Origin of the sequence: Streptomyces sp. NPDC048636, assembly GCF_040650655.1 — a bacterium.
Classification (GTDB): domain Bacteria; phylum Actinomycetota; class Actinomycetes; order Streptomycetales; family Streptomycetaceae; genus Streptomyces.
Window position 1 is genome coordinate 16,979 of record NZ_JBEZHR010000003.1, and the last position, 20,360, is coordinate 37,338.

20 protein-coding genes are annotated in these 20,360 nt (G+C 71.4%); 7 read left to right on the forward strand and 13 right to left on the reverse strand.

The annotated features are described in order from the left end of the window. The first annotated feature begins 201 nt into the window (after positions 1–201). The 5 genes from afsQ1 to AB0C66_RS10685 all read left to right on the forward strand — a co-directional run bounded on the left by afsQ1 (position 202) and on the right by AB0C66_RS10685 (position 4,145). On the forward strand, positions 202–879 hold the full coding sequence (gene afsQ1, locus AB0C66_RS10665; RefSeq protein WP_362435696.1) for a two-component system response regulator AfsQ1: 678 nt from the start codon (positions 202–204) through the stop codon (positions 877–879). Positions 880–1,018: 139 nt separating this feature from the next. Next, positions 1,019–2,473 carry a HAMP domain-containing sensor histidine kinase gene (locus AB0C66_RS10670; RefSeq protein WP_362436616.1) on the forward strand — a complete coding sequence of 485 codons (1,455 nt, stop codon included), beginning with the start codon at positions 1,019–1,021 and terminating at the stop codon, positions 2,471–2,473. Further along, positions 2,470–3,096, forward strand: a complete 627-nt coding sequence (locus tag AB0C66_RS10675) for a hypothetical protein (protein WP_362435698.1) — start codon at positions 2,470–2,472, stop codon at positions 3,094–3,096. The genes AB0C66_RS10670 and AB0C66_RS10675 overlap by 4 nt, the downstream gene beginning before the upstream one ends. A 168-nt stretch (positions 3,097–3,264) precedes the next feature. Next, entirely contained in the window at positions 3,265–3,840 is a 576-nt protein-coding gene (locus tag AB0C66_RS10680; RefSeq protein ID WP_362435700.1) for a VanZ family protein, read from the forward strand. A 101-nt stretch (positions 3,841–3,941) separates the two neighbouring features. Next, positions 3,942–4,145 (forward strand): PspC domain-containing protein, encoded by a 204-nt coding sequence (locus AB0C66_RS10685; protein WP_362435702.1) that lies wholly within the window; start codon positions 3,942–3,944, stop codon positions 4,143–4,145. A 59-nt stretch (positions 4,146–4,204) separates the two neighbouring features. Here AB0C66_RS10685 and AB0C66_RS10690 read toward each other — a convergent pair whose 3' ends face one another. The 3 genes from AB0C66_RS10690 to AB0C66_RS10700 all read right to left on the reverse strand — a co-directional run bounded on the left by AB0C66_RS10690 (position 4,205) and on the right by AB0C66_RS10700 (position 6,617). Continuing rightward, positions 4,205–4,939: a hypothetical protein gene (locus AB0C66_RS10690; RefSeq protein ID WP_362435704.1), complete on the reverse strand. Its 735-nt coding sequence runs from the start codon at positions 4,937–4,939 to the stop codon at positions 4,205–4,207. A gap of 132 nt (positions 4,940–5,071) precedes the next feature. Beyond that, positions 5,072–5,314: a hypothetical protein gene (locus AB0C66_RS10695; protein ID WP_362435706.1), complete on the reverse strand. Its 243-nt coding sequence runs from the start codon at positions 5,312–5,314 to the stop codon at positions 5,072–5,074. A gap of 136 nt (positions 5,315–5,450) precedes the next feature. Beyond that, positions 5,451–6,617, reverse strand: coding sequence for an adenosine deaminase (locus AB0C66_RS10700; RefSeq protein ID WP_362435708.1), 1,167 nt, complete (start codon positions 6,615–6,617; stop codon positions 5,451–5,453). Between the two features lie 103 nt (positions 6,618–6,720). On the opposite strand from AB0C66_RS10700, the gene AB0C66_RS10705 reads away from it, so the two are divergent. After that, positions 6,721–7,485: an alpha/beta hydrolase gene (locus AB0C66_RS10705; protein WP_362435710.1), complete on the forward strand. Its 765-nt coding sequence runs from the start codon at positions 6,721–6,723 to the stop codon at positions 7,483–7,485. A gap of 849 nt (positions 7,486–8,334) precedes the next feature. On the opposite strand, the gene AB0C66_RS10710 is transcribed toward AB0C66_RS10705, so the two are convergent. After that, a complete protein-coding gene (locus AB0C66_RS10710) occupies positions 8,335–9,693 on the reverse strand; it encodes an MFS transporter (RefSeq protein ID WP_362435712.1) in 1,359 nt (452 codons plus the stop codon). A gap of 35 nt (positions 9,694–9,728) precedes the next feature. Here AB0C66_RS10710 and AB0C66_RS10715 point away from each other — a divergent pair, with 35 nt between their 5' ends. After that, positions 9,729–10,742: a LysR family transcriptional regulator gene (locus tag AB0C66_RS10715; protein WP_362436618.1), complete on the forward strand. Its 1,014-nt coding sequence runs from the start codon at positions 9,729–9,731 to the stop codon at positions 10,740–10,742. 153 nt (positions 10,743–10,895) lie between these two features. Here AB0C66_RS10715 and AB0C66_RS10720 read toward each other — a convergent pair whose 3' ends face one another. The 9 genes from AB0C66_RS10720 to AB0C66_RS10760 all read right to left on the reverse strand — a co-directional run bounded on the left by AB0C66_RS10720 (position 10,896) and on the right by AB0C66_RS10760 (position 20,348). Next, on the reverse strand, positions 10,896–11,699 hold the full coding sequence (locus AB0C66_RS10720) for a hypothetical protein (protein WP_362435714.1): 804 nt from the start codon (positions 11,697–11,699) through the stop codon (positions 10,896–10,898). An 83-nt stretch (positions 11,700–11,782) separates the two neighbouring features. After that, a complete protein-coding gene (locus AB0C66_RS10725) occupies positions 11,783–12,244 on the reverse strand; it encodes a hypothetical protein (RefSeq protein ID WP_362435716.1) in 462 nt (153 codons plus the stop codon). A 276-nt stretch (positions 12,245–12,520) separates the two neighbouring features. Then, positions 12,521–12,961, reverse strand: coding sequence for a hypothetical protein (locus AB0C66_RS10730; RefSeq protein ID WP_362435718.1), 441 nt, complete (start codon positions 12,959–12,961; stop codon positions 12,521–12,523). A 56-nt stretch (positions 12,962–13,017) separates the two neighbouring features. Next, positions 13,018–14,247, reverse strand: a complete 1,230-nt coding sequence (locus AB0C66_RS10735; protein ID WP_362436620.1) for a helix-turn-helix transcriptional regulator — start codon at positions 14,245–14,247, stop codon at positions 13,018–13,020. A 245-nt stretch (positions 14,248–14,492) separates the two neighbouring features. Next, positions 14,493–15,770 carry a thymidine phosphorylase gene (locus tag AB0C66_RS10740; RefSeq protein ID WP_362435720.1) on the reverse strand — a complete coding sequence of 426 codons (1,278 nt, stop codon included), beginning with the start codon at positions 15,768–15,770 and terminating at the stop codon, positions 14,493–14,495. A gap of 102 nt (positions 15,771–15,872) precedes the next feature. Continuing rightward, positions 15,873–16,289, reverse strand: a complete 417-nt coding sequence (locus AB0C66_RS10745; protein ID WP_362435722.1) for a cytidine deaminase — start codon at positions 16,287–16,289, stop codon at positions 15,873–15,875. Then, positions 16,286–17,581 (reverse strand): ABC transporter permease, encoded by a 1,296-nt coding sequence (locus AB0C66_RS10750; RefSeq protein ID WP_362435724.1) that lies wholly within the window; start codon positions 17,579–17,581, stop codon positions 16,286–16,288. The genes AB0C66_RS10745 and AB0C66_RS10750 overlap by 4 nt, the downstream gene beginning before the upstream one ends. Beyond that, complete coding sequence (locus AB0C66_RS10755) at positions 17,578–18,702, reverse strand: ABC transporter permease (RefSeq protein ID WP_362435726.1); 1,125 nt, start codon at positions 18,700–18,702, stop codon at positions 17,578–17,580. The genes AB0C66_RS10750 and AB0C66_RS10755 overlap by 4 nt, the downstream gene beginning before the upstream one ends. Beyond that, on the reverse strand, positions 18,699–20,348 hold the full coding sequence (locus AB0C66_RS10760; protein WP_362436622.1) for an ABC transporter ATP-binding protein: 1,650 nt from the start codon (positions 20,346–20,348) through the stop codon (positions 18,699–18,701). Before AB0C66_RS10760 ends, AB0C66_RS10755 begins: the two co-directional genes overlap by 4 nt. Positions 20,349–20,360: the final 12 nt, after the last annotated feature.

A 20,360-nucleotide genomic window follows, 5' to 3' on the forward strand; every position in this document is an offset into this window, starting at 1 on the left:
CCCGTCGGTGGAGCCGGTCCGTCCGGTCTGGTTCTTCCGATCCTGGCTGCTCCGGCCGGTGTTCCGCCCGGTGCACAGAAGACTCTGCCGGGCCAGTTTCATCGCGCTGTCTGTCGACTGTCACAGGCTCGTCACAGGGGATCGGACTGATAAACCCCCGGCGGTCGAACTCCAGGCCCCTTGTAGGCCAGAATGACCAACGTGCCTTTCCTTTTGCTGATCGAGGACGACGACGCCATCCGCACGGCCCTCGAGCTCTCACTGTCCCGCCAGGGCCACCGTGTGGCGACGGCGGCGACGGGCGAGGATGGCCTGAAACTGCTGCGCGAGCAGCGGCCGGATCTGATCGTGCTGGATGTGATGCTGCCCGGGATCGACGGCTTCGAGGTGTGCCGCCGGATCCGCCGTACCGACCAGTTGCCGATCATCCTGCTGACCGCGCGCAACGATGACATCGATGTGGTGGTCGGGCTGGAGTCGGGAGCCGACGACTATGTGGTCAAGCCCGTGCAGGGCCGGGTGCTCGACGCCCGGATCCGCGCGGTGCTGCGCCGGGGCGAGCGGGAGGCGAACGACGCCGCGGCCTTCGGCAGCCTGGTGATCGACCGGGCCGCCATGACGGTGACCAAGAACGGTGAGGATCTCCAGCTCACCCCCACTGAGCTGCGGCTCCTGCTGGAGCTGAGCCGTCGGCCGGGGCAGGCGCTCTCCCGCCAGCAGCTGCTGCGGCTGGTCTGGGAGCACGACTACCTCGGGGATTCCCGGCTGGTCGACGCCTGTGTGCAGCGGCTGCGCGCCAAGGTGGAGGACGTCCCGTCGTCGCCGACCCTGATCCGTACGGTGCGTGGTGTGGGTTACCGGCTGGACGCACCGCAGTGAGCGGACGCGGGGTCCGCCGGCGGGGACGCCATGACCGGGGCGGAGACGTAAGGAATTGAGCGCGGTGAGCGAGGAGCCCGGTCGCGCGCGAGGCTGGGCCGCGGGTCTGCTGCGGTGGCTGAGCCTGCGACTGCGGCTGATGCTGGTCTTCGGTCTGGTGGCGCTGGCCGCCGCCGTATCCGCGTCGGCCATCGCGTACTGGCTGAACCGGGACGCGGTGCTGACCCGTACCCAGGACGCAGCGCTGGACGAATTCCGCAAGACGCTCAAGGAGGACACCGACCCGCTGCCCGCCATACCCACGCGTTCCGACCTCCAGGACGCGGCGGACCGTATGTCGGACAACACTCAGAAGTTCGAGGTGCTGCTGATCTCCCGCACCCGCGGCGGCGGCACCAGCGTGGTGGCCTCGGACGAGGCGCTGTTCACCCTGAAGGCGGTGCCCCGGTCGCTGCGCCACGCGGTGGACGAGAAGCGCGCGGTGGACGGTTCGAACGAGTCGCCGTACCACCTCTACTGGCAGCGGATCACGCTGGACGGCACGCCGTACCTGGTCGGCGGGGCGACGGTGAACGGGGGCGGTCCGACCGGCTACATGCTCAAGTCACTCGACCCCGAGCGCCAGGACCTCAACTCGCTGGCCTGGTCACTGGGGATCGCCACCGCCCTCGCGCTGATCGGTTCCGCGCTGCTGGCCCAGGCGGCCGCGGCCACGGTGCTGCGGCCGGTGCAGCGGCTCGGCGAGGCGGCGCACCGGCTGGGCGAGGGGCAGCTGGACACCCGGCTCCAGGTGTCGGGCTCCGATGAGCTGGCCAACCTCTCCCGCACCTTCAACCGGACCGCGGAGCGGCTGGAGAAGCGGGTGGCGGAGCTGAGCGCCCGGGAGGCGTCCAGCCGCCGCTTCGTCGCCGATATGTCGCACGAGCTGCGGACCCCGCTCACCGCGATCACGGCCGTCACCGAGGTGCTGGAGGACGAGGCCGATTCGCTCGACCCGATGATCGCCCCCGCGGTGCAGCTGGTGGTGAGCGAGACCCGGCGGCTGAACGACCTGGTGGAGAACCTGATGGAGGTGACCCGCTTCGACGCGGGCACGGCCCGTCTGGTGCTGGACCATGTGGATGTGGCGGACCAGGTGACGGCGTGCATCGACGCCCGCGCCTGGCTGGACGCGGTGGAGCTGGACGCGGAGCGCGGGATCATGGCCCGGCTCGATCCCCGGCGGCTCGATGTGATCCTCGCCAACCTGATCGGGAACGCGCTCAAGCACGGCGGTTCGCCGGTGCGGGTCTCGGTGCGCACCGAGGGCGACGAGCTGCTGATCAGGGTGCGGGACCACGGTCCGGGCATCCCCGAGGACGTTCTGCCGCATGTCTTCGACCGCTTCTACAAGGCGAGCGCCTCCCGGCCACGGTCGGAGGGGAGCGGGCTCGGGCTGTCGATCGCCATGGAGAACGCGCATATCCACGGCGGTGACATCAGCGCGGCCAACTCCGCCGAGGGCGGGGCGGTTTTCACGCTCCGGCTGCCGATGGACGCCTCGCGGCTCGCCTCGGGCGAGGAGGAGCGCAAGGACGAAGGGGGCGCCCCATGAGGCGGGCGGTGAACCGCCGCCGGATCCGTCCGGCGGCCGCGGTGCTGAGCGTGGCGGTCGCGCTGCTGGCCACCGGGTGCGGGATCCGGGGTACGTCGGTGCCGGTGGACGCGGGGGCGGCGCCCTCGCGTGCGTCGTGCGAGGCCCCGGATCCGGACCGGTCCGCCGAGGGGACGGGCCGGGTCTCGGTGCGGATCTACCTGCTGTGCGGTTCCCGGGTGCTGTCGGTGAGCCGCGCCGTACGGACGCAGGACGAACAGCCGCCTCCGGAGCCGGTGCAGATCGGGCGCGCGCTGCTGGAGCAGTTGCGGCAGCCGCCGTCGGCGGCCGAGACCGCGGCCGGGTTCTCCACCGCGGTGGAGGACTGGGTGCAGGTGTCCGGGCCCGCCGAGGACGATCCGGACCGGGCGCTGCGGCTCAACCGGCCGCCCGAGGAGCTCCAGTCGATGGCGCTGGCCCAGATCGTGTGCACCCTCGGGGAGTCCACGGTGGCGGACGAGCACCACCGGGTGGTGCTGGGCGGGCCGGAGAGCGACCGCGATCCGCTCAAGCGCTACACCTGTAGCGAGGAGATGCGCCGCCATCCCGAGATCGCGGTCAACTCCGGGGTCCTGCTGTCCTGATCCGCCCGCCGCGCCGGGTACGTCCCGCCGGTGACCGCTCTTGATCGCGTGATGTTCCGTTACGTTTCCCGGTTCGGTCACCCCTGGTGGCGGTCGTCTCGGTAACAAGCTGCTGACCAGCGGCGGCCAGGCGGAACCAGCACCCCCGCACAGCGCGTCCTGTGAGGCGTGCAGGGTCGTTCCGGCCGCAGGGCCGCCTTCCGCTACCGCGCCGCGGGCGTCGTACTCCTCGTCGCACACCTGACGTTCGTGTGCTGGCTGACCCTGCGCCCGCTCACCGTGCCGTGGGTGTCCGCCGAAACCCTGGAGCCGCTGGCCACCATCCGCTCCGATCTGGCGCTCAGCCCGTGGGGGGCGTTCCGCACGATCGGCGGCGGACTGCTGCTGCTCGCGCCGCTGGGGGTGCTGCTGCCGCTGGCCGGGGGCCGGGTGGCGGCGTATCCGCTGGTCTCACTGGTACGGACGGCCTTCACCGGGGCGATGGCGGCCCTGGCGGTCGCGCTGCTGCGCAGCGAGGTGACCGGCCAGATCATGAACGTGGACTCGGTGCTGCTGAACACCGCCGGGGTGGTGCTCGCGCATGTCCTGGTGGTTCCGGCGGTCAGGGGCGGGCTCCGCCGCCGGGCGGACCGGGCGCGGTCCGCCGCCCTCCCCCGGGAGGAGGAGGCGCCGACGCCGACCCCGACGATTCACAGGGTCGGGATCGCACCGTGGAGCGACGTCTCGTCGGGCTCGCGACCCTAGCGTTGAGGGCATCGGGAAGAGCTTCCCGGGTACCTCGGCCATCGGTCCTTGACGGACCGCACCGGTTTCGAGAGTCCGACGAGACGACGAGGAGTCGCATCATGGCCGCCGCACTTTCCCGCCCCCGCAACCAGAAGATGATCGCCGGAGTCTGCGCGGGTCTGGCCCGCCGCTTCGGCACCACGCCGACCACGATGCGGGTGATCTTCCTGGTCTCCTGTCTGCTGCCGGGGCCGCAGTTCCTGCTCTATATCGCGCTGTGGATCCTGCTCCCGGCGGAGGACGGCTACCGCGAGGCGTGGTGACGCGGGGCCCGGTGACGTGAGGTCCGGTGACGCGGGGCCCGGAGGAGGCCGTACCGGGTCTACAGACCCGCCTTCTCCAGCTTCGCCAGCTGCTTGTCGACGATGGTCCGCGGCACCGGGAACTCGGTGAGCCCCTTGAAGTCCACGCCCATGAAGAGGGCGACGGTCGAACCGGAGCGCACCGCGACAACCCGCATCGGGATCTTCGTCCCCTGGGCGGAGGCGGTCATCCCGTAGCCGAGGGCATCGTCACCGGCCGCCTTGGCGGGCCGGGAGCGCACCTCGGTGTAGCGCACACTCTGTCCGCTGAGGGTCGTGGTGAACCCGCCGGAGCAGTCGGCGAGCGCGGCCTTCAGCTCACGCATAAAGGACTTGGCGCCCGCCGCGCTGTAGCTGCTGATCCCCGCCGTGACGCCCTTGTACGGCGCCTTGTCACCGTTCACCCCGCGCCGCACGGTCTCCTTGGCCTCGGGGCTGGGCTTGTCACCGGTGGCGTCGGCGAGCGGCTGACAGGCGCGGGTACGGGACTTCGGCTGACCGCTGGACCAGTTCTCGGCCTTGCGGGTGGTGACCCGATAGCCCTTGAGGTCGCCCGGTGCCAGGGCGGCCTTCTCCAGCCGGGTCGGGGCCGGGGCCGACCGGCTGCGGTCGGCGGACGGGGTGGCCTTGGCGTCGCCGTCGTCCGAACCGCCGCTGCACGCCGTCGCGGTGAGGACGAAGAGGGGGCAGGCCCAAAGGGCCGTCAGAGCGGTCGCCCGGGTCCGTCCGGTCCGCCCCGCCGGTCTGCGCGTCATGCTCCCCATCGGAAACTCCCCGTACTCGGCTGCCGGTGTGTCGCGGCATGTCGCCACGATCCTGGCATATGACGCGGCCGGGCCACACACCCCTGTCGGATGCGCGGCCCGGCCGGGTGCCGAGACGGAGGATCAGCCCAGGTGCAGGCCGTTGCCCAGCATGCCGCCGACCGGGAGCTTGCCGAGCAGCCCCTGCTCGGGCGCGGCCTTGCCGGCCCCGGGCTTGGCGAGGCCCTGGCCGGGCACCTGCGGGGTGGCCGCGCCGCCCCCGGGCACCGGGGCGTGCGAGACGGCGGACGCGGTGCTGCCGCCGGCGATGATGGCGACAGTACCGAGGGCGACAACGCCGAGGGTCTTGAGGGTTCCCTGCTTCATCAGAAATTCTGTCCTTGAGACGGGGGCTTGACCGACACAAGAACGTAGTCATGGATTTCGCCTGCCCGCAAACACCAGAAATCGGCTCCACGACTTACGGCAGCATCGGCCCAGCGCTTTACCCCCGTCCGCCGGATCAGCTGCTCTCGTCCGCAGAATCCCTGGTCACAGCGGAGGTCGAAGCCACCTGACGGAACAGCCATTCGGACTTCAATTCAGCGTACCCAGGCTTGATCACGTCATTGATCATCGCCAGACGTTCACCAAAAGGAATGAAGGCCGATTTCATGGCATTGACCGTGAACCACTGCATGTCGTCCAGCGTGTAGTGGAATGTTGATACGAGATGCTGGAATTCAGCACTCATACTCGTCCCACTCATAAGACGATTATCCGTGTTCACGGTGGCACGGAAATGCAGTCGGCGCAGCAGCCCGATGGGGTGCTCGGCGTACGAAGTGGCCGCGCCCGTCTGGAGGTTGGAGGTCGGGCACAGCTCCAGCGGGATGCGCTTGTCCCGGACGTAGGAGGCGAGGCGGCCGAGGGTGATGCCGCCGTCGTCCGCCACCTCGATGTCGTCGATGATGCGGACGCCGTGGCCGAGCCGGTCGGCACCGCACCACTGGAGCGCCTGCCAGATGGACGGCAGGCCGAACGCCTCGCCCGCGTGGATGGTGAAGTGGTTGTTCTCCCGCTTCAGATACTCGAAGGCGTCCAGGTGGCGGGTGGGCGGGAAGCCCGCCTCCGCGCCCGCGATGTCGAACCCGACGACGCCGAGGTCGCGGTAGCGGTTGGCGAGTTCGGCGATCTCCAGGGCGCGGGCCGCGTGCCGCATCGCGGTCAGCAGCGCGCCGACGCGGATCCGGTTGCCGTTCTCGCGGGCCCGCCGCTCGCCTTCGCGGAAGCCCTCGTTGACCGCCTCGACGACCTCCTCCAGGCTCAGCCCCCGCTCGAGGTGCTGCTCGGGGGCGTAGCGCACCTCGGCGTAGACGACGCCGTCGGCGGCGAGGTCCTCGGCGCACTCGGCGGCGACCCGCACCAGCGCGTCCCTGGTCTGCATGACGGCGCAGGTGTGCGAGAAGGTCTCGAGATAGCGCTCCAGCGAACCGGAGTCGGCGGCCTCGCGGAACCAGACGCCCAGCTTGTCCGGCTCGGTCTCGGGCAGCCCGTCGTACCCCGTCTCGCGGGCGAGGTCGATGACGGTGCCGGGGCGCAGCCCGCCGTCGAGATGGTCGTGCAGCAGCACCTTGGGGGCGCGGCGGATCTGTTCGGGGGCGGGTTGGTGGGTGTACTCGCTCGTCATCTGCGAAGCCTAGCCCCTACGCGCGTAGAACGGCACGGATAGATACGGAACAGTGACCCGCACGGGTAGTGGAGTGCACCCGGCCTTCTGCGATCGTGTCGGCATGGTTCAGCAAGCGTTGCCCGAACGGGGCGCACGGCTGGGGCGGCCGATGGGCGCGGCCGCCGCGCGGAGGACCGTACACGGTGTGGTGCTGCTGCTCCCGGGCGGCGACGCCGCGGGGACGCGGCGCCCCACCCGGATGTCGGCGGCGGCCGTGCTGCCACTGGCCCGAAGACTGGTGCGGGCCGGCCAGGACGAGGGTCTGGCCGCCCATGTCGTCCACTACCGCCGCCGCGGCTGGAACGGCTCCGCCGCGGACCCGGCCGCGGATGCCGAGTGGGCGGCGGACGAGGTGGGGCGGCTCTACGGCGATGTGCCGGTGTGTCTCACCGGCCACGGTATGGGCGGCCGCGCCGCGCTGCGCGCCGCCGGGCACCCGGCCGTCAGCTCGGTGGTCGCCCTCGCCCCCTGGCTTCCGGAAGCGAAGGCGGCCCTGGCACCCGATCCGGTGAAACAGCTCGCCGGACGGCAGGTGTTGATCGCCCACGGCACCAACGACGAGCGCACCGACCCCGACCTCTCCTACCGGCTGGCGGAGCGGGCCAAGAAGATCAACCGGAATGTGTGCCGCTTCGAGGTGCACACCGACGGCCACGGTCTGCACCAGCACCGCTCCGAAGTCCAGGCCCTCACCGCGGACTTCCTCCTCGGCTCCCTCTTCGCCACCGGCTACTCCCGCCCCGTGGCCGACGCCCTCGCCGCCCCACCACCCCTGGGCCTGCGCATGCCGCTGGCCGTCGGCTTCGGCTCAACCCTCCGCCACTAGCCCCGCCGACGCGCAGTGGCGTTGACGCGCCACCCCGCGCAGGCCCGGACCGGGGCGAGCGGGGTGTCGCGCCACGCGGCGCGTACCACCGTGCGGCGGGCGGGTTGTGCTGCGCCGCTTGGCGCGTATCGCCAGGCGGCCCCCAACCGCCCTGCGCCCACCGCTGACAGCGGGCCTCGGCTCACCCCTGCGCCACCGGGACCGGGGTCTACGGGGCGCCCGGGGGCGGGCGGATGTGGTCGGCCACCAGGCGGCCTACGGCCCCGTGTGCCGTTGGCCGCGGGCGGGGGATGGGGTGCGCCACGCGGCGCGCACCCACCGCCCCTGCCCCTACCGCTGGCATCGGGGCCGCCGGGCGGCCCCAACCGCCTTGCGCCTACCGCTGACAGCGGGCCTCAGTCAGCCCTGCGCCATCAGGATCGGGGTCCACGGGACACCCGGCGGCCAGACGCGGTGTGCCACCCGGCGCGCCCCCACGCATGCTGCTGGCGCGGGGCCACGGGCGGGTGGGGTGCGCCGCCCGGCACGTATCGCCGGGCGGCCCCAACCGCCTTGCGCCTACCGCTGACAGCGGGCCTCAGTCAGCCCTGCGCCACCAGCACCGGGCACGTACCGCCGGGCGGCGCCCACCGGGCCTCCGCGTGCCGTTGGTTGCGGGCGCGCGGGATGGGGTGCGCTTCGCCACGTGCATCCACCGCCCCTGCGCATACCGCTGGCAGCGGGGCTCGGGGCAGCCATGCGCCACCAGGATCGGGGTCCACGAAACACCCGGGGTGGGCGGGGGGCGGGAGGGGCGGAGGGGTCGCTCGCTGGACAGGGGCGGGCGGCCCCTCCGGGCCTGGGGGGCCGCTAGGCGCGGGCCGGGAGGCCGCGGACGGCGCGGCGGGCCACCTCCGCGCGGCGTTCGGCCTGGGCCATGCGGGTCCCGTAGAGGGTGATCCCCGCCGCGCCCGTCACGGCCACCAGGCCGAGTACGACCACGCCCGCCCAGCCGGCCGCGTGGAAGGCGAGGGCGCCCAGGGCGCCGCCCGCGCTGCTGCCCAGGTAGTACGAGGCCTGGTAGAGCGCCGCGGCCTGCGCGCGGCCCGTCTTGGCGGTGCGGCTGACGGCCGAGGACGCCGCCGCGTGGCCCGCGAAGAAGCCCGCGGTGATCAGCACCAGACCGAGCAGCACCGCGGCGATCGAGTCCAGCAGGGACAGCAGCAGTCCGGCCGCGGTGGTGGTCACGGCCACGTACAGGGCGCCGCGGCGACCGAGGCGCCCGACCAGCTTGCCGGTCGCGGCCGAGGAGACCGTACCGACCAGGTAGATCAGGAAGATCGAGCCGATCAGGGACTGCGAGAGACCGAACGGCTCGGCCACCAGCCGGTAGCCGATCACCGTGTAGACGGCGCCGAAGACGGTCATGAACAGCGCGCCGATCGCGTACAGACGGCACAGCAGCGGGTCGGCGAGGTGTCCGGCGACGGTACGGGCCAGGGCCCGCGGGCTCACCGTGGTCGGCGTGAAGTGCCGGGCCGGGGGCAGCAGGAGCCGGAAGGCGACCGCGCACAGCAGCGCCATGACACCGACCGCGGCCAGCGCGGCCCGCCAGCCCCAGCCGTCGGCCACCCAGCCGGTGAGGATCCGGCCGCTCATACCGCCGATGCTGTTGCCCGCCACGAACAGCCCGATCGCGCCGACCAGCGCCTTGGGCTGCACCTCCTCCGAGAGATACGCCATCGCCGAGGCCGGGATCCCGGCCAGGGCCGCGCCCTGGACCGCGCGCAGTCCGATCAGCCAGCCCAGATCCGGGGCGTACGGCACCAGCAGGGCGAGCGCCACCGCGACCGTGAGCGAGCCGGTCATCATCGCGCGGCGGCCGAACCGCTCGGACAGGGCGCTCAGCGGCAGCACCGCGAGCGCCAGGGCCGCGGTGGCCGCGGAGACGGTCCAGCTGGCCTGGTCGGCCTGGACATGGAGATCGTCGGAGATCGCGGGCAGCAGCGCCTGGGTCGAGTAGAGCAGGGCGAACGTCGCGAGCCCGGCGGTGAAGAGGGCGAACCGCATCCGGACGTAGCCGGGACGGCCCGGGCTCATCCGCTCAGCAGCGGGAGCGGGCACGGAGGCGCCGGACGCGGAGGTGGGTGCAGAGGGTGCGGAGGACAGCGCGCGGGAGGCGTCCAGCCGGTGGTTCCCGGTGGACGCCCCGGTATCAACGGGAGGCATGGTTCGACCGTATGTACCCATGGCTGATGCGTCCAATGCACGGAATCGAGATAATCGATCCACCACAGCATGAGCCGAGGTCAGGGGCGTACGTGTCACGCATCAGTTACGAACACGACATTCCGGTGACAGCGGGAATGGAGGAGGAGGAGTCCTGGGCGGTGGCGCTCACCCCGCGGCTCGCCCAGTTCGCCGCCGTCGCCCGCCACGAACATGTCACCCGGGCCGCCCAGGAGCTCGGGGTGCCGCAGTCGACGCTCAGCCGGGCGATGGTGCGGCTCGAGGAGGACCTCGGCGTCGCGCTGTTCGCCCGGCGCGGCCGCACCGTGGCGCTCACCCCGGCGGGCCGGACGTTCCTGCGCTCGGTCGAACGGGCCCTCGCCGAGGTGGACCGCGCCGCCGAGTCGGTACGGGCCGACGCCGACCCCGCGGCCGGCCGGGTCTCGTTCGGCTTTCTGCACACCCTGGGCTCGGAGACGGTGCCCGGACTGCTCCGCGCCTTCCGGGTGGACCATCCGCGGATCCGCTTCCAACTGGTCCAGAACTACGGCGAGGCGATGATCGAGCGGATGCGCGCGGGCGGACTCGACCTCTGTCTGACCTCCCCGGTGCCCGACGCCCCCGATCTTGTCGCCCGCCGCCTGGACGAACAGCGGCTGCGGCTGGTGGTGCCGGACGACCACCGGCTGGCGGGCCGCCGCCGGATCCGGCTGGCCGAGGCCGCCGCCGAGGTGTTCGTCACCCTCGAACCGGGCTACGGGCTGCGCCGGATCACCGACGCGCTGTGCGCCGAGGCGGGGTTCACCCCGAAGATCGCGTTCGAGGGCGAGGAGGCGGAGACCATCCGCGGTCTGGTGGCCGCCGGACTGGGGGTGGCACTGCTGCCGCCCCCGGCGGTGCCGCGCCCCGGGGTGGCCGAGCTGACGGTCACCGCACCGCGCGCGGTGCGCGAGATCGGCGTCGCCTGGCTGGACGGCCATCCGGACACCCCACCGGTGGCGGCCTTCAAGCGGTTCCTGCTGAGCAGGCGGGGTCAGCTGCTCGACTAGGCCCTGTCCGGTGCCCAACTGACCCTGTCCCTGCTGGCCTGGGGCGTCGGTGTCCTGTCCGGGGTGCGGCTGCGCGACCACGCGGGTGAGCACGGCCGTGAGCGACCGTTGCGGCCCACGCCGCTCCGCGCGTGAGGCACGGCACGCCCCACCTCACGCCCTGTTCGTCCCGCGATACGCGGCCCAGGACAGGGCGGCGGCCGTAAGGGCGGCCCGGTGCGGTAGCGGGTCCGCCTTCTCTCTCCTCTCCCAGACTGCGCGCAGGGCATGCGCGAAGGTACTGACCGCAGCGGGGGCGGCAGCTCGGTAGGCCGGAACCTCGTGGGCGACCTCTTCGGCTTGCTCGGGGGTGTGTCCGGCATGGATGAGCCGCACGACGGCGAACGCGGTGTCGGCCCAGTCCGGGCCAGGGCAGGCAAGTGCCCAGTCGAGGAGCAGGATGCCGTCTGCGGTAGCGAGCATGTTCAGCGCGGACACATCCGTATGAATCAGTGCGTTGCCCGCAAGGTCGGGTGTGCGATCGGCGGGGAAGAAGCCGCCCCACCTCACATGCAGCGGCTTCTTACGCACAGCCTCGGGCCATCGAGCCGCCGACACGGCGGTAAGCGTGTCGACCAGCGGGGCAAGGTCGGCCGAGCCGGGGGTGAGATCGGGGTGGTCGCCGTCGACGTACTCGTACCCGATGAGCAGCCAACCCCCCGCCTTTACCCGCCATAGCAAGCGAGGAGCGCACGGCGCGCGCCTCGTGACCCGCGCCTCGTAGTCGTACACCCATGCTGTCTCGTCGTCCACGCGGGTTCCTTTGACGAACACGCGCCCCGAGGCGGTGTGCAGCGTGCAGGCGAGGCGGGACATCACACCGTTTCCCGCGGTCTCCGCGTCGTCTACGAGCCCCGCGTGCTTCTCCACGGCATCTCGGGCTGCGGGCGGTAGTTCATGCCATGCGGTGCGTTCCACCCTCGTCTCTCCTCGTACAGAACGAAGCCGGTCCCCGGCTCGGCCACAGCGTGGCACGAGATGGGGACCGGCCGCAGGGGGCGTCAGACGTGCTTCGGGCTGTTATGGCAGTTGGCGTGGCACTGCGAGCAGTCTGCGATGTCCACTTCGGGCCAGAACTCCAGGTCGACGATGTATCCGGCAGCGGCGATGGCCTCCACCGTCCGGGCGCGCAGCGCCTTGCCGCCGCCGTGTTCCTCCTTGTCGAGGAAGCCGGGCTGATGATGGACGAACTTCCCGAGCGTTTCCGCGCAGAACTCCTGATACGCCTTGGTGTGAAGCAGGAAGGCGTGCCAGAAGTCATCGACCAGCGGCGACGGGCTGAGCGGTACGTCGCTGCGGGCACCAGCTGCGAGGAAGGCAAGCATCTGACTGATCCCGCGGTCCGCCTGGTCCTCGGTCATGTCGGGGAACCTGGCGAGTAAATTGGCTGCGAGTGTTGCCCGCAGATCGGCCCTGAGCAGCGTCCGCGCGTCGGTCGCGGGACGTTCTTGTACGACGGTCACGGTCCTTTCCTCCTTGCTTCGGTGATGCTTCGGAAACGTGCGTGGTGCACCCCACCTGTCCGGCCATCCGGGCGGGCGGGAAGTCCTACGCCGCCAAAGGGGCGGAGTCGGGACCGGCCAGCAGGGGCCCGTTCGGGTCCTGGCCGTCGAGGTCGCTGCTGACGAGCGAGCCGAGGCAGACGAACCCGACAGCCGTACCCAGGACCCAAAGCCATCCCAGGACGAGTCCCAGAGGATCGGGGATTCGCGATGCACGGGCGGACGCGTAGCGGGCGCTCACCGGGCCCCCTCGCGTGCATGCTGACGCAGTTCGATGATGCGCCCGATCTGGTAGGCGTACAGCTCCAACTGATCGGGCGTGAGGACGAGCAGGGACTCGCTGGTGCCACCGTCCTCGTAATGGACCTGAACGGGCAGGGCGCCGTGCTGCGCCCGGCGGTCGTAGACCACATCCCGTTTCTGGGGCGTGACAAGTGTGACCTGCGCAGGCACCGGCCTGAGCGTGGTGCCGTCGGCGGGGGCGGACCATTCGTCGCCGCCGCCGGGCGGACACAAGTGGTAGGTCCGCCTTCCCTCGCCCGGCAGGGCGACGACGACACCGATCCGCCCCTCTCGGACGGTGTCTCGGGCGAGATCGCCGAGGTTCGGATAGAACGGCGCCGCGGTGCCTAACTCGGCACACTGGGAAGGGAGGTGAGGGGCTGGTCGTCGCGTCATGCCCCTGACGTTAGAAGGGCGCCAGGGGCTCAATATGACTCAGCGGAATACGACCCTCACCCGTCGAGGTGGAAGCGGTCCGACATGCGGCGCAGCTTCTCGCGCGTCGCAGTGCGCTCGGCGTAGACGATGCTCCGCAGCGTCGAGCGGGCAATCGGGTGGTTACGTACGAGCTGCGGGGCGATCCGTTCGGCCGTCTCCAGCTCGGCGACTGCCTTTACCCGGTTGCCGTCCCACAGCCACGCCCGCGCGAGGTCCATGTGATGGTGCCCCCGCCGGGAGTTGGGCAACGCGGCGACCAGCTCGGGGCTTGTACGGCGATTGATGGCAAGGGCCTTGGTCTGCTCACCGGTCTCCAGAGCCACGCTGATCGCGTGAATCTGCACGTTGCCGGGGGAGAAGGTCACCGAGTGCCGATCGTAGGCCGGAGGCCCTTGGTGATCGCACATGCGGTCGGCGGCGCTGCGCGCGTAGCCGATGCGGTCCTCAGCTTCGGACGGTCGTCCCCCGCGCGCGGCGGATACGGCGGCCCGGAGTTGGAGCGAGCCCCACATGCGCACTGCGAGCGGATCGCCGCGGTCGTAGTCATCCTGGATGCCGGTGAGGGCCTTGTCCGACAAGGCGAGGGAGTCGGCCCAATCGGCCGTCGCCCACATGTCCCAGACCCGCATCCAGTCGGCGAGCGAGGGCATGACGGGGTCGCCGGACAGGCGGGCGGACCACGCGGCCCGCTCGGCAGCCATGGCGATCAGCTCGGGGTGCCCGAGCGCGTGCGCGGCGGTGTGGGCGAACTTGCAGGCGACCGCGTACACCGCGTACGCCTCTTCCTGCTCGTGCCCGGTGGCGACATTGGCGAGCGCCCGGGCCTCGCGCAGCAAGTCCGGCAGGACACGCAGGATCGCGACGTTGGCCGCCGCGTCCCGTAGGCGGTGCAGGCGGGCCATGTCCCGCCACAGTTCACCGGACGGCCGGGGCGCGCCATCGAACACGGGCGTGAGGTCATAGCGGCGCAGCTCCCGCAGGATCGACGCTGCGGCGACCTGCCATTGGTTGTCGGCCGGACTGCTCGTGTACGGGCGCCCGATCAGGTCATTGGGGTGTACGTGCAGCTCGGCGGCAATCGCGTTGAGCAACCCCACGCGGTCTATCTCGATCTGTCCGCGCTCCATCTTGGACACCCAGCCCTGAGACTTCCCCAGGGCTGAGGCGAGATCCGCCTGCGGCATCCTGAGGCGCAGGCGCGCCCGCCGTACGCGGCGGCCGATCTCTTCGGCTTCCTCCAACATCAGCACACCCCCCAACGTGCGGCGGGCCTGCTGTGCTCAAGCTGTGGGCAAGGCATCGGGGCTCCATCCGTTCGGGTCTGTCCCTCAGAACGGTACCCGTGCCCACTGTGGGGTGCGGGCGGGCAAAGAAGAGCCGGCGGTTCCACCGCCGACAGCACCGTGGGTCGCCCCGAAGTAGCGCGTACACAGCGGGAGGGCCGGACGGGCAACAGCCCCTCCGGCCCTCCCTCTTGGCGCGCCGTGCGTTACGCGATGCGCTCCAGCACGATCGGGGACGCGCTGAACTCCGTGTCCGCCGGGGCGTAGTCCACCGCGCCGTCCAGGGCCTGGAGGGCGTAGTCGAACTTCTCGGGGGTGTCGGTGTGCAGGGTCAGCAGCGGCTGACCGGCGGTGACCCGCTCCCCCGGCTTGGCGTGCAGCTCGATACCGGCGCCCGCCTGCACCGGGTCCTCCTTGCGGGCGCGGCCGGCGCCCAGCCGCCAGGCGGCCACCCCGACCGCGTAGGCGTCGAGGCGGGTGAGCACCCCGTCCGCGGCGGCCGGGATCACCTGCCGCTCCCGGGCTACCGGGAGCTCCGCGTCCGGGTCCCCGCCCTGGGCGGCGATCATCCGGCGCCAGTGGTCCATCGCGGAGCCGTCCGCGAGGGCCTTGGCCGGGTCGGCGTCCGGCAGACCCGCCGCGTCGAGCATCTCCCGGGCCAGCGCGAGGGTGAGTTCGACGACATCGGCCGGGCCGCCGCCCGCCAGCACCTCGACGGACTCGCGCACCTCCAGGGCGTTGCCCGCGGTGCGGCCGAGCGGGGTGGACATGTCGGTGAGCAGGGCGACGGTGCGCACCCCGTGGTCGGTGCCGAGGCCCACCATGGTGGAGGCCAGCTCCCGGGCGGCGTCGATGTGCTTCATGAAGGCGCCGGAGCCGACCTTCACGTCCAGCACCAGCGAGCCGGTGCCCTCCGCGATCTTCTTGGACATGATCGACGAGGCGATGAGCGGGATGGACTCGACCGTGCCGGTGACATCGCGCAGCGCGTAGAGCTTCTTGTCGGCGGGGGCGAGACCGTCGCCCGCCGCGCAGATGACCGAGCCGACGTCCCGCAGCACGTCCATCATCTCGTCGTTGGACAGCAGCGCCCGCCAGCCGGGGACGGACTCCAGCTTGTCGAGGGTGCCTCCGGTGTGGCCGAGGCCGCGGCCGGAGAGCTGCGGTACGGCGGCGCCGCAGGCGGCCACCAGGGGCGCCAGCGGCAGGGTGATCTTGTCGCCGACACCACCGGTGGAGTGCTTGTCGGCGGTGGGGCGCGGCAGGGAGGAGAAGTCCATCCGCTCACCGGACGCGATCATGGCGGCGGTCCAGCGGGCGATCTCCGCGCGGTCCATCCCGTTGAGGAAGATCGCCATCGCGAGCGCGGACATCTGCTCGGGGTCCACCTCGCCACGGGTGTAGGCGTCGATGATCCAGTCGATCTGGCCGTCGGTGAGGCGGCCGCCGTCGCGCTTGGCGCGGATGACGGAGATGGCGTCCATGGTGGGGTGCGGGCCCTTTCTCGCGTGGTGCGGGCGCCGGAGGTCAGGGCGCCGGGGAAGGAGGGGGTGCGGCCCGGTGGCGGCCGGGCCGCACCCCGGGCGTCAAGCGCCGAGGCGTTCGAGGTCGGCGGGGCCGAAGGCGTCCGGCAGCAGCTCGGCCAGCGGGCGGACGCCGGAGGCGGTGTCGATCTGGAGCCCGGGGCCGCCGTGCTCCCACAGCAGCTGGCGGCAGCGGCCGCAGGGCATCAGGACGGCACCCTCGCCGTCGCAGCAGGTGAAGGCGGTCAGCCGACCGCCGCCGGAGGCGAAGAGCGCCGAGACGAGTCCGCATTCGGCGCACAGGGCGACGCCGTAGGCCGCGTTCTCCACATTGCACCCGGTGACCGTGCGGCCGTCGTCGACGAGGGCCGCGGCGCCCACCGGGAAGCGGGAGTACGGGGCGTAGGCCCGGGACATCGCGTCCCGGGCCGCCGCACGCAGCGACTCCCAGTCGGGAGCCGCCGCAGCGGGTGGGGTCATGTGCCCTGTCCCTTCCGGTAGGGCCGGTTGTTGGCCTTGGGCATCCGCAGCCGTTGTGAGGCCAGCGCCATCACCAGCATGGTGACGATGTACGGGGTGCCGGCGACCAGGTCGTTGGGAACGGTGTCGGTCACCAGGTACCAGACCATCAGCAGCACCGCACCGGCAGCGGCCACCGCGCCCGCGACATAACTCTTGCGGAACAGCCGCCAGCCCGCCAGCAGAGCGAGGCCGAGTGCCACCAGCAAGAGCAGCGCGTGCACGGTGGCACCGCCGTTGCGCAGCTGGAGGGCGTCGGAGTAGCCGAACAGACCCGCGCCCATCGCCAGCCCGCCGGGCCGCCAGTTGCCGAAGAGCATCGCGGCGAGACCGATATAGCCGCGGCCACCGGTCTGGCCCTCGTTGTAGATGTGCGAGCGGACCAGGGCGAGGAAGACACCGCCGAGTCCGGCCAGCGCGCCGGAGGTGACCACGGCCGCGTACTTGTACAGGTAGACGTTGACGCCGAGGGACTCGGCCGCCGTCGGGTTCTCACCGCAGGACCGCAGCCGCAGTCCGAACGAGGTCTTCCACAGCACGAAGAAGCTGCCGATGACCAGCACGATGGTCAGCACGGTCAGCGCCGAGATGTCGGTGACCAGACCGCCGACGATCCCGGCGACGTCCGAGACCAGGAACCAGTGGTGGTTCTCCAGGGTGGACAGCCCGTCGGACAGACCGGGCACGGTGAACGTCGGGAGGTCGTCGACCTGCGGGGAGTTCTTGGGCGAGCCGCCGATGTCGCTCAGCGGCTCGAACCAGCGCTTGGCCAGATAGGTGGTGGCCCCGAGCGCGAGGATGTTGATCGCCACACCGGAGATGATGTGGTCCACCCCGAAGGTGACGGTGGCGACGGCATGGAGCAGACCGCCGACGGCGCCGCCGAGGACGCCCGCGAGCACACCCACCCAGGGGCTGGACTGGTAACCGGCCCAGGCACCGAAGAAGGTGCCGAGGATCATCATGCCCTCGAGACCGATATTGACCACACCGGCCCGCTCGGCCCACAGACCACCGAGGCCCGCGAGCCCGATCGGCACGGCCATGGACAGCGCGGCGCCGATCTGCCCGGCGGAGGTGACCCGGTCGAAGTCCGCCTGCTGGGCGGCGTCGACGAAGGTCCGCAGCACCGACAGCGCGATCAGACCGCCGGCCACGATCAGCAGCACCTTGGCCAGGGACATCCGGGAGGCGGGCTTGTCGGCCTTGCCCGGCGTGGTCGTGCTCTTGGTGGTGGTCACCGTGGCACTCATGCCGGCACCTCCTGCTTGTCACTCTTGGCGGCCTTGGCCTGGGCGGCGAGCTCCGCACCGACCTTCTGCTGCTGGCGCTTGAGGCCGTAGCGGCGCACCAGTTCATATGCGATGACGACGCAGAGGACGATCACGCCCTGCATCACGCCGACGATCTCCTTGTCGTAGCCCTGGAGCTCCAGACGGTTGGCACCGCGCTCCAGGAAGCCCCACAGCACGGCGGCCAGGCCGATGCCGACCGGGTTGTTGCGGCCGAGCAGGGCGATGGCGATACCGGTGAAGCCCACGTTCACCGGGAAGTCGGCGGTGAACTGGTGGGTGTCGTTCAGCACGGTGGGCATGCCGATCAGACCGGCCATCGCGCCGGAGAGCAGCATGCTGGTGAGGATCATGCGCTTGACGTTGACACCGCTGGCCTCGGCGGCGGACTCGGAGCGGCCCACCGCGCGCAGGTCGAAGCCGAACCGGGTGCGGCCCAGCAGGAACCAGAAGCCGACCCCGGCGAGGACGGCGACGACGATGAAGCCCCAGATCGGGTCCAGGTCGCCACCGGCCGGGATGGTGAAGAAGTGGCTGGACTCCGGCAGCGCCTTGGTGGCCACGATGTTGGTCTGCTTGTCCAGTACGCCCAGTCGGCCGTCCACCAGCAGATAGCTGATGAGGATGCCCGCGAGCGAGTTCAGCATGATGGTGCTGATCACCTCGCTGACGCCGCGGTAGACCTTGAGCAGACCGGCGATGGACGCCCACATCGCGCCGACGAGCATGGCGACCAGGATGATCAGCGGGATCTGCACCAGACCCGGCAGCCCCATCGCGCCACCGGCGGCGGCGCCGAAGAAGGCGCCCAGCCGGTACTGGCCGTCGACACCGATGTTGAACAGGTTCATCCGGAAGCCGATGGCCACCGCGAGACCCGCCAGGTAGTACGTCGTCGCCTTGTTGAGGATGTAGACCTGGCTGTCGGACTTCACCCCGTACTCGAACATCACGCCGAAGGCGTCGAACGGCGCCTTGCCGGTCGCCGCCAGCACCAGTGCGGTCAGCAGGAACGCGCTGACGATCGCGAGCGCCGGGGCCGCGACCGCGAGGAGCACCCGCTCCTTGTCGAACTTCTTCATCGGTCCTCTCCCCCAGCCGGGGTGGCGTCGGCCGGTGCGGCGGCCGCCGGGACGGCGTCGGCGTCGGCGTCGGCCGTGCCCTCGAGGCGGCCGGAGGCCGCGCCGGTCATGGCGGAGCCCAGCTCCTCCGGGGTGATCGTGCAGGGGTCGGCGTCGGCGACCAGCCGGCCGCGGTACATCACCCGCAGGGTGTCGGACAGGCCGATCAGCTCGTCCAGGTCGGCCGAGATCAGCAGTACGGCCAGGCCCTCCCGCCGGGCGGCGCGGATCTGGTCCCAGATCTGCGCCTGGGCGCCGACGTCCACCCCGCGGGTGGGGTGCGCGGCGATCAGCAGCTTGGGGTGGTGGCTCATCTCCCGGCCGATGATCAGCTTCTGCTGGTTGCCGCCGGACAGGGAGGCCGCGGTGACCTCGATACCGGGGGTGCGCACGTCGTACGCGGCGACGATCCGCTCGGTGTCACGGCGCGCGGCGCCCGGGTTGAGCAGTCCGCCCTTGCTGTTGGGCTCCTCGGTGACATGGCCGAGGATGCGGTTCTCCCACAGCGGGGCCTCCAGCAGCAGGCCGTGCCGGTGGCGGTCCTCGGGGATGTAACCGATGCCGTCCTCCCGCCGCTTGCGGGTGGGGGCGTGCGAGATGTCGGAGCCGTCGAGGGCGATCACGCCGGTGTCGGGGTCGCGGATGCCCATGATGGCCTCGACCAGTTCGGCCTGGCCGTTGCCCTCCACTCCGGCGATGCCCAGGACCTCGCCCTTGTGGATGGTGAGGTCGATTCCGTCGAGCACCGCGCGCTGCACGCCGTCCACATCGGTGGCGGTCAGCCGCAGTCCGTCGACGGTCAGCATCTTCTCGTCGGTGACGGTGGACTCGCGGGTCTCCGGGGAGGGCAGTTCGCTGCCGACCATCAGCTCGGCGAGCTGCCGGGGGCTGGTCTCGGAGGGGACGACGGAGGCCACCGTGGTGCCGCGCCGGATGACGGTGATGTCATCGGCCACCGAGAGGACCTCACCCAGCTTGTGGGAGATGAACAGGACGGTGAGACCCTCGGACTTGAGCTCGCGGAGGTTGTCGAAGAGCGCGTCGACCTCCTGCGGGACGAGGACCGCGGTCGGCTCGTCGAGGATCAGCGTACGGGCGCCGCGGTAGAGGACCTTGAGGATCTCCACCCGCTGGCGGTCGGCCACACCGAGGTCCTCCACGAGGACGTCGGGGCGCACCGCCAGGCCGTAGGCGTCGGATATCTCCTTGATCCTGGCCCGCGCCTTGGCGCCGATACCGTGCAGCTTCTCCGCGCCGAGGACGACGTTCTCCAGCACGGTGAAGTTGTCGGCCAGCATGAAGTGCTGGTGCACCATGCCCACGCCGCGGGATATCGCGTCGCCGGGCGAGTGCAGTTCGACCGTGGCGCCATCGAGCGCGATGGTGCCCTCGTCCGGGCGCTGCATCCCGTAGAGGATCTTCATCAGGGTCGACTTGCCCGCGCCGTTCTCGCCGACGAGGGCGTGGACGGTACCGCGGCGCACGGTGATGTCGATGTCGTGGTTGGCGACGACTCCGGGGAACCGCTTGGTGATTCCGCGGAGCTCTACGGCGATGTCGTGGACGTCGCCGGCGGGGGCGCCCTGGGGCGGGCTGGAGGCTTTGATGGCGCACTCCTG

Bases quoted from the DNA above. Each gene is read 5' to 3' on its own strand.
- AB0C66_RS10690 (WP_362435704.1), bottom strand. From the start codon at position 4,939: ATGACGCGCAGACCGGCGGGGCGGACCGGACGGACCCGGGCGACCGCT.
- AB0C66_RS10745 (WP_362435722.1), bottom strand. From the start codon at position 16,289: ATGACCCCACCCGCTGCGGCGGCTCCCGACTGGGAGTCGCTGCGTGCG.
- AB0C66_RS10700 (WP_362435708.1), bottom strand. From the start codon at position 6,617: ATGACGAGCGAGTACACCCACCAACCCGCCCCCGAACAGATCCGCCGC.
- AB0C66_RS10730 (WP_362435718.1), bottom strand. From the start codon at position 12,961: ATGACGCGACGACCAGCCCCTCACCTCCCTTCCCAGTGTGCCGAGTTA.
- AB0C66_RS10750 (WP_362435724.1), bottom strand. From the start codon at position 17,581: ATGAGTGCCACGGTGACCACCACCAAGAGCACGACCACGCCGGGCAAG.
- AB0C66_RS10685 (WP_362435702.1), top strand. From the start codon at position 3,942: ATGGCCGCCGCACTTTCCCGCCCCCGCAACCAGAAGATGATCGCCGGA.
- AB0C66_RS10670 (WP_362436616.1), top strand. From the start codon at position 1,019: ATGCTGGTCTTCGGTCTGGTGGCGCTGGCCGCCGCCGTATCCGCGTCG.
- AB0C66_RS10675 (WP_362435698.1), top strand. From the start codon at position 2,470: ATGAGGCGGGCGGTGAACCGCCGCCGGATCCGTCCGGCGGCCGCGGTG.
- AB0C66_RS10740 (WP_362435720.1), bottom strand. From the start codon at position 15,770: ATGGACGCCATCTCCGTCATCCGCGCCAAGCGCGACGGCGGCCGCCTC.
- AB0C66_RS10715 (WP_362436618.1), top strand. From the start codon at position 9,729: ATGCACGGAATCGAGATAATCGATCCACCACAGCATGAGCCGAGGTCA.
- AB0C66_RS10755 (WP_362435726.1), bottom strand. From the start codon at position 18,702: ATGAAGAAGTTCGACAAGGAGCGGGTGCTCCTCGCGGTCGCGGCCCCG.
- AB0C66_RS10695 (WP_362435706.1), bottom strand. From the start codon at position 5,314: ATGAAGCAGGGAACCCTCAAGACCCTCGGCGTTGTCGCCCTCGGTACT.
- AB0C66_RS10735 (WP_362436620.1), bottom strand. From the start codon at position 14,247: ATGTTGGAGGAAGCCGAAGAGATCGGCCGCCGCGTACGGCGGGCGCGC.
- AB0C66_RS10710 (WP_362435712.1), bottom strand. From the start codon at position 9,693: ATGCCTCCCGTTGATACCGGGGCGTCCACCGGGAACCACCGGCTGGAC.
- AB0C66_RS10705 (WP_362435710.1), top strand. From the start codon at position 6,721: ATGGTTCAGCAAGCGTTGCCCGAACGGGGCGCACGGCTGGGGCGGCCG.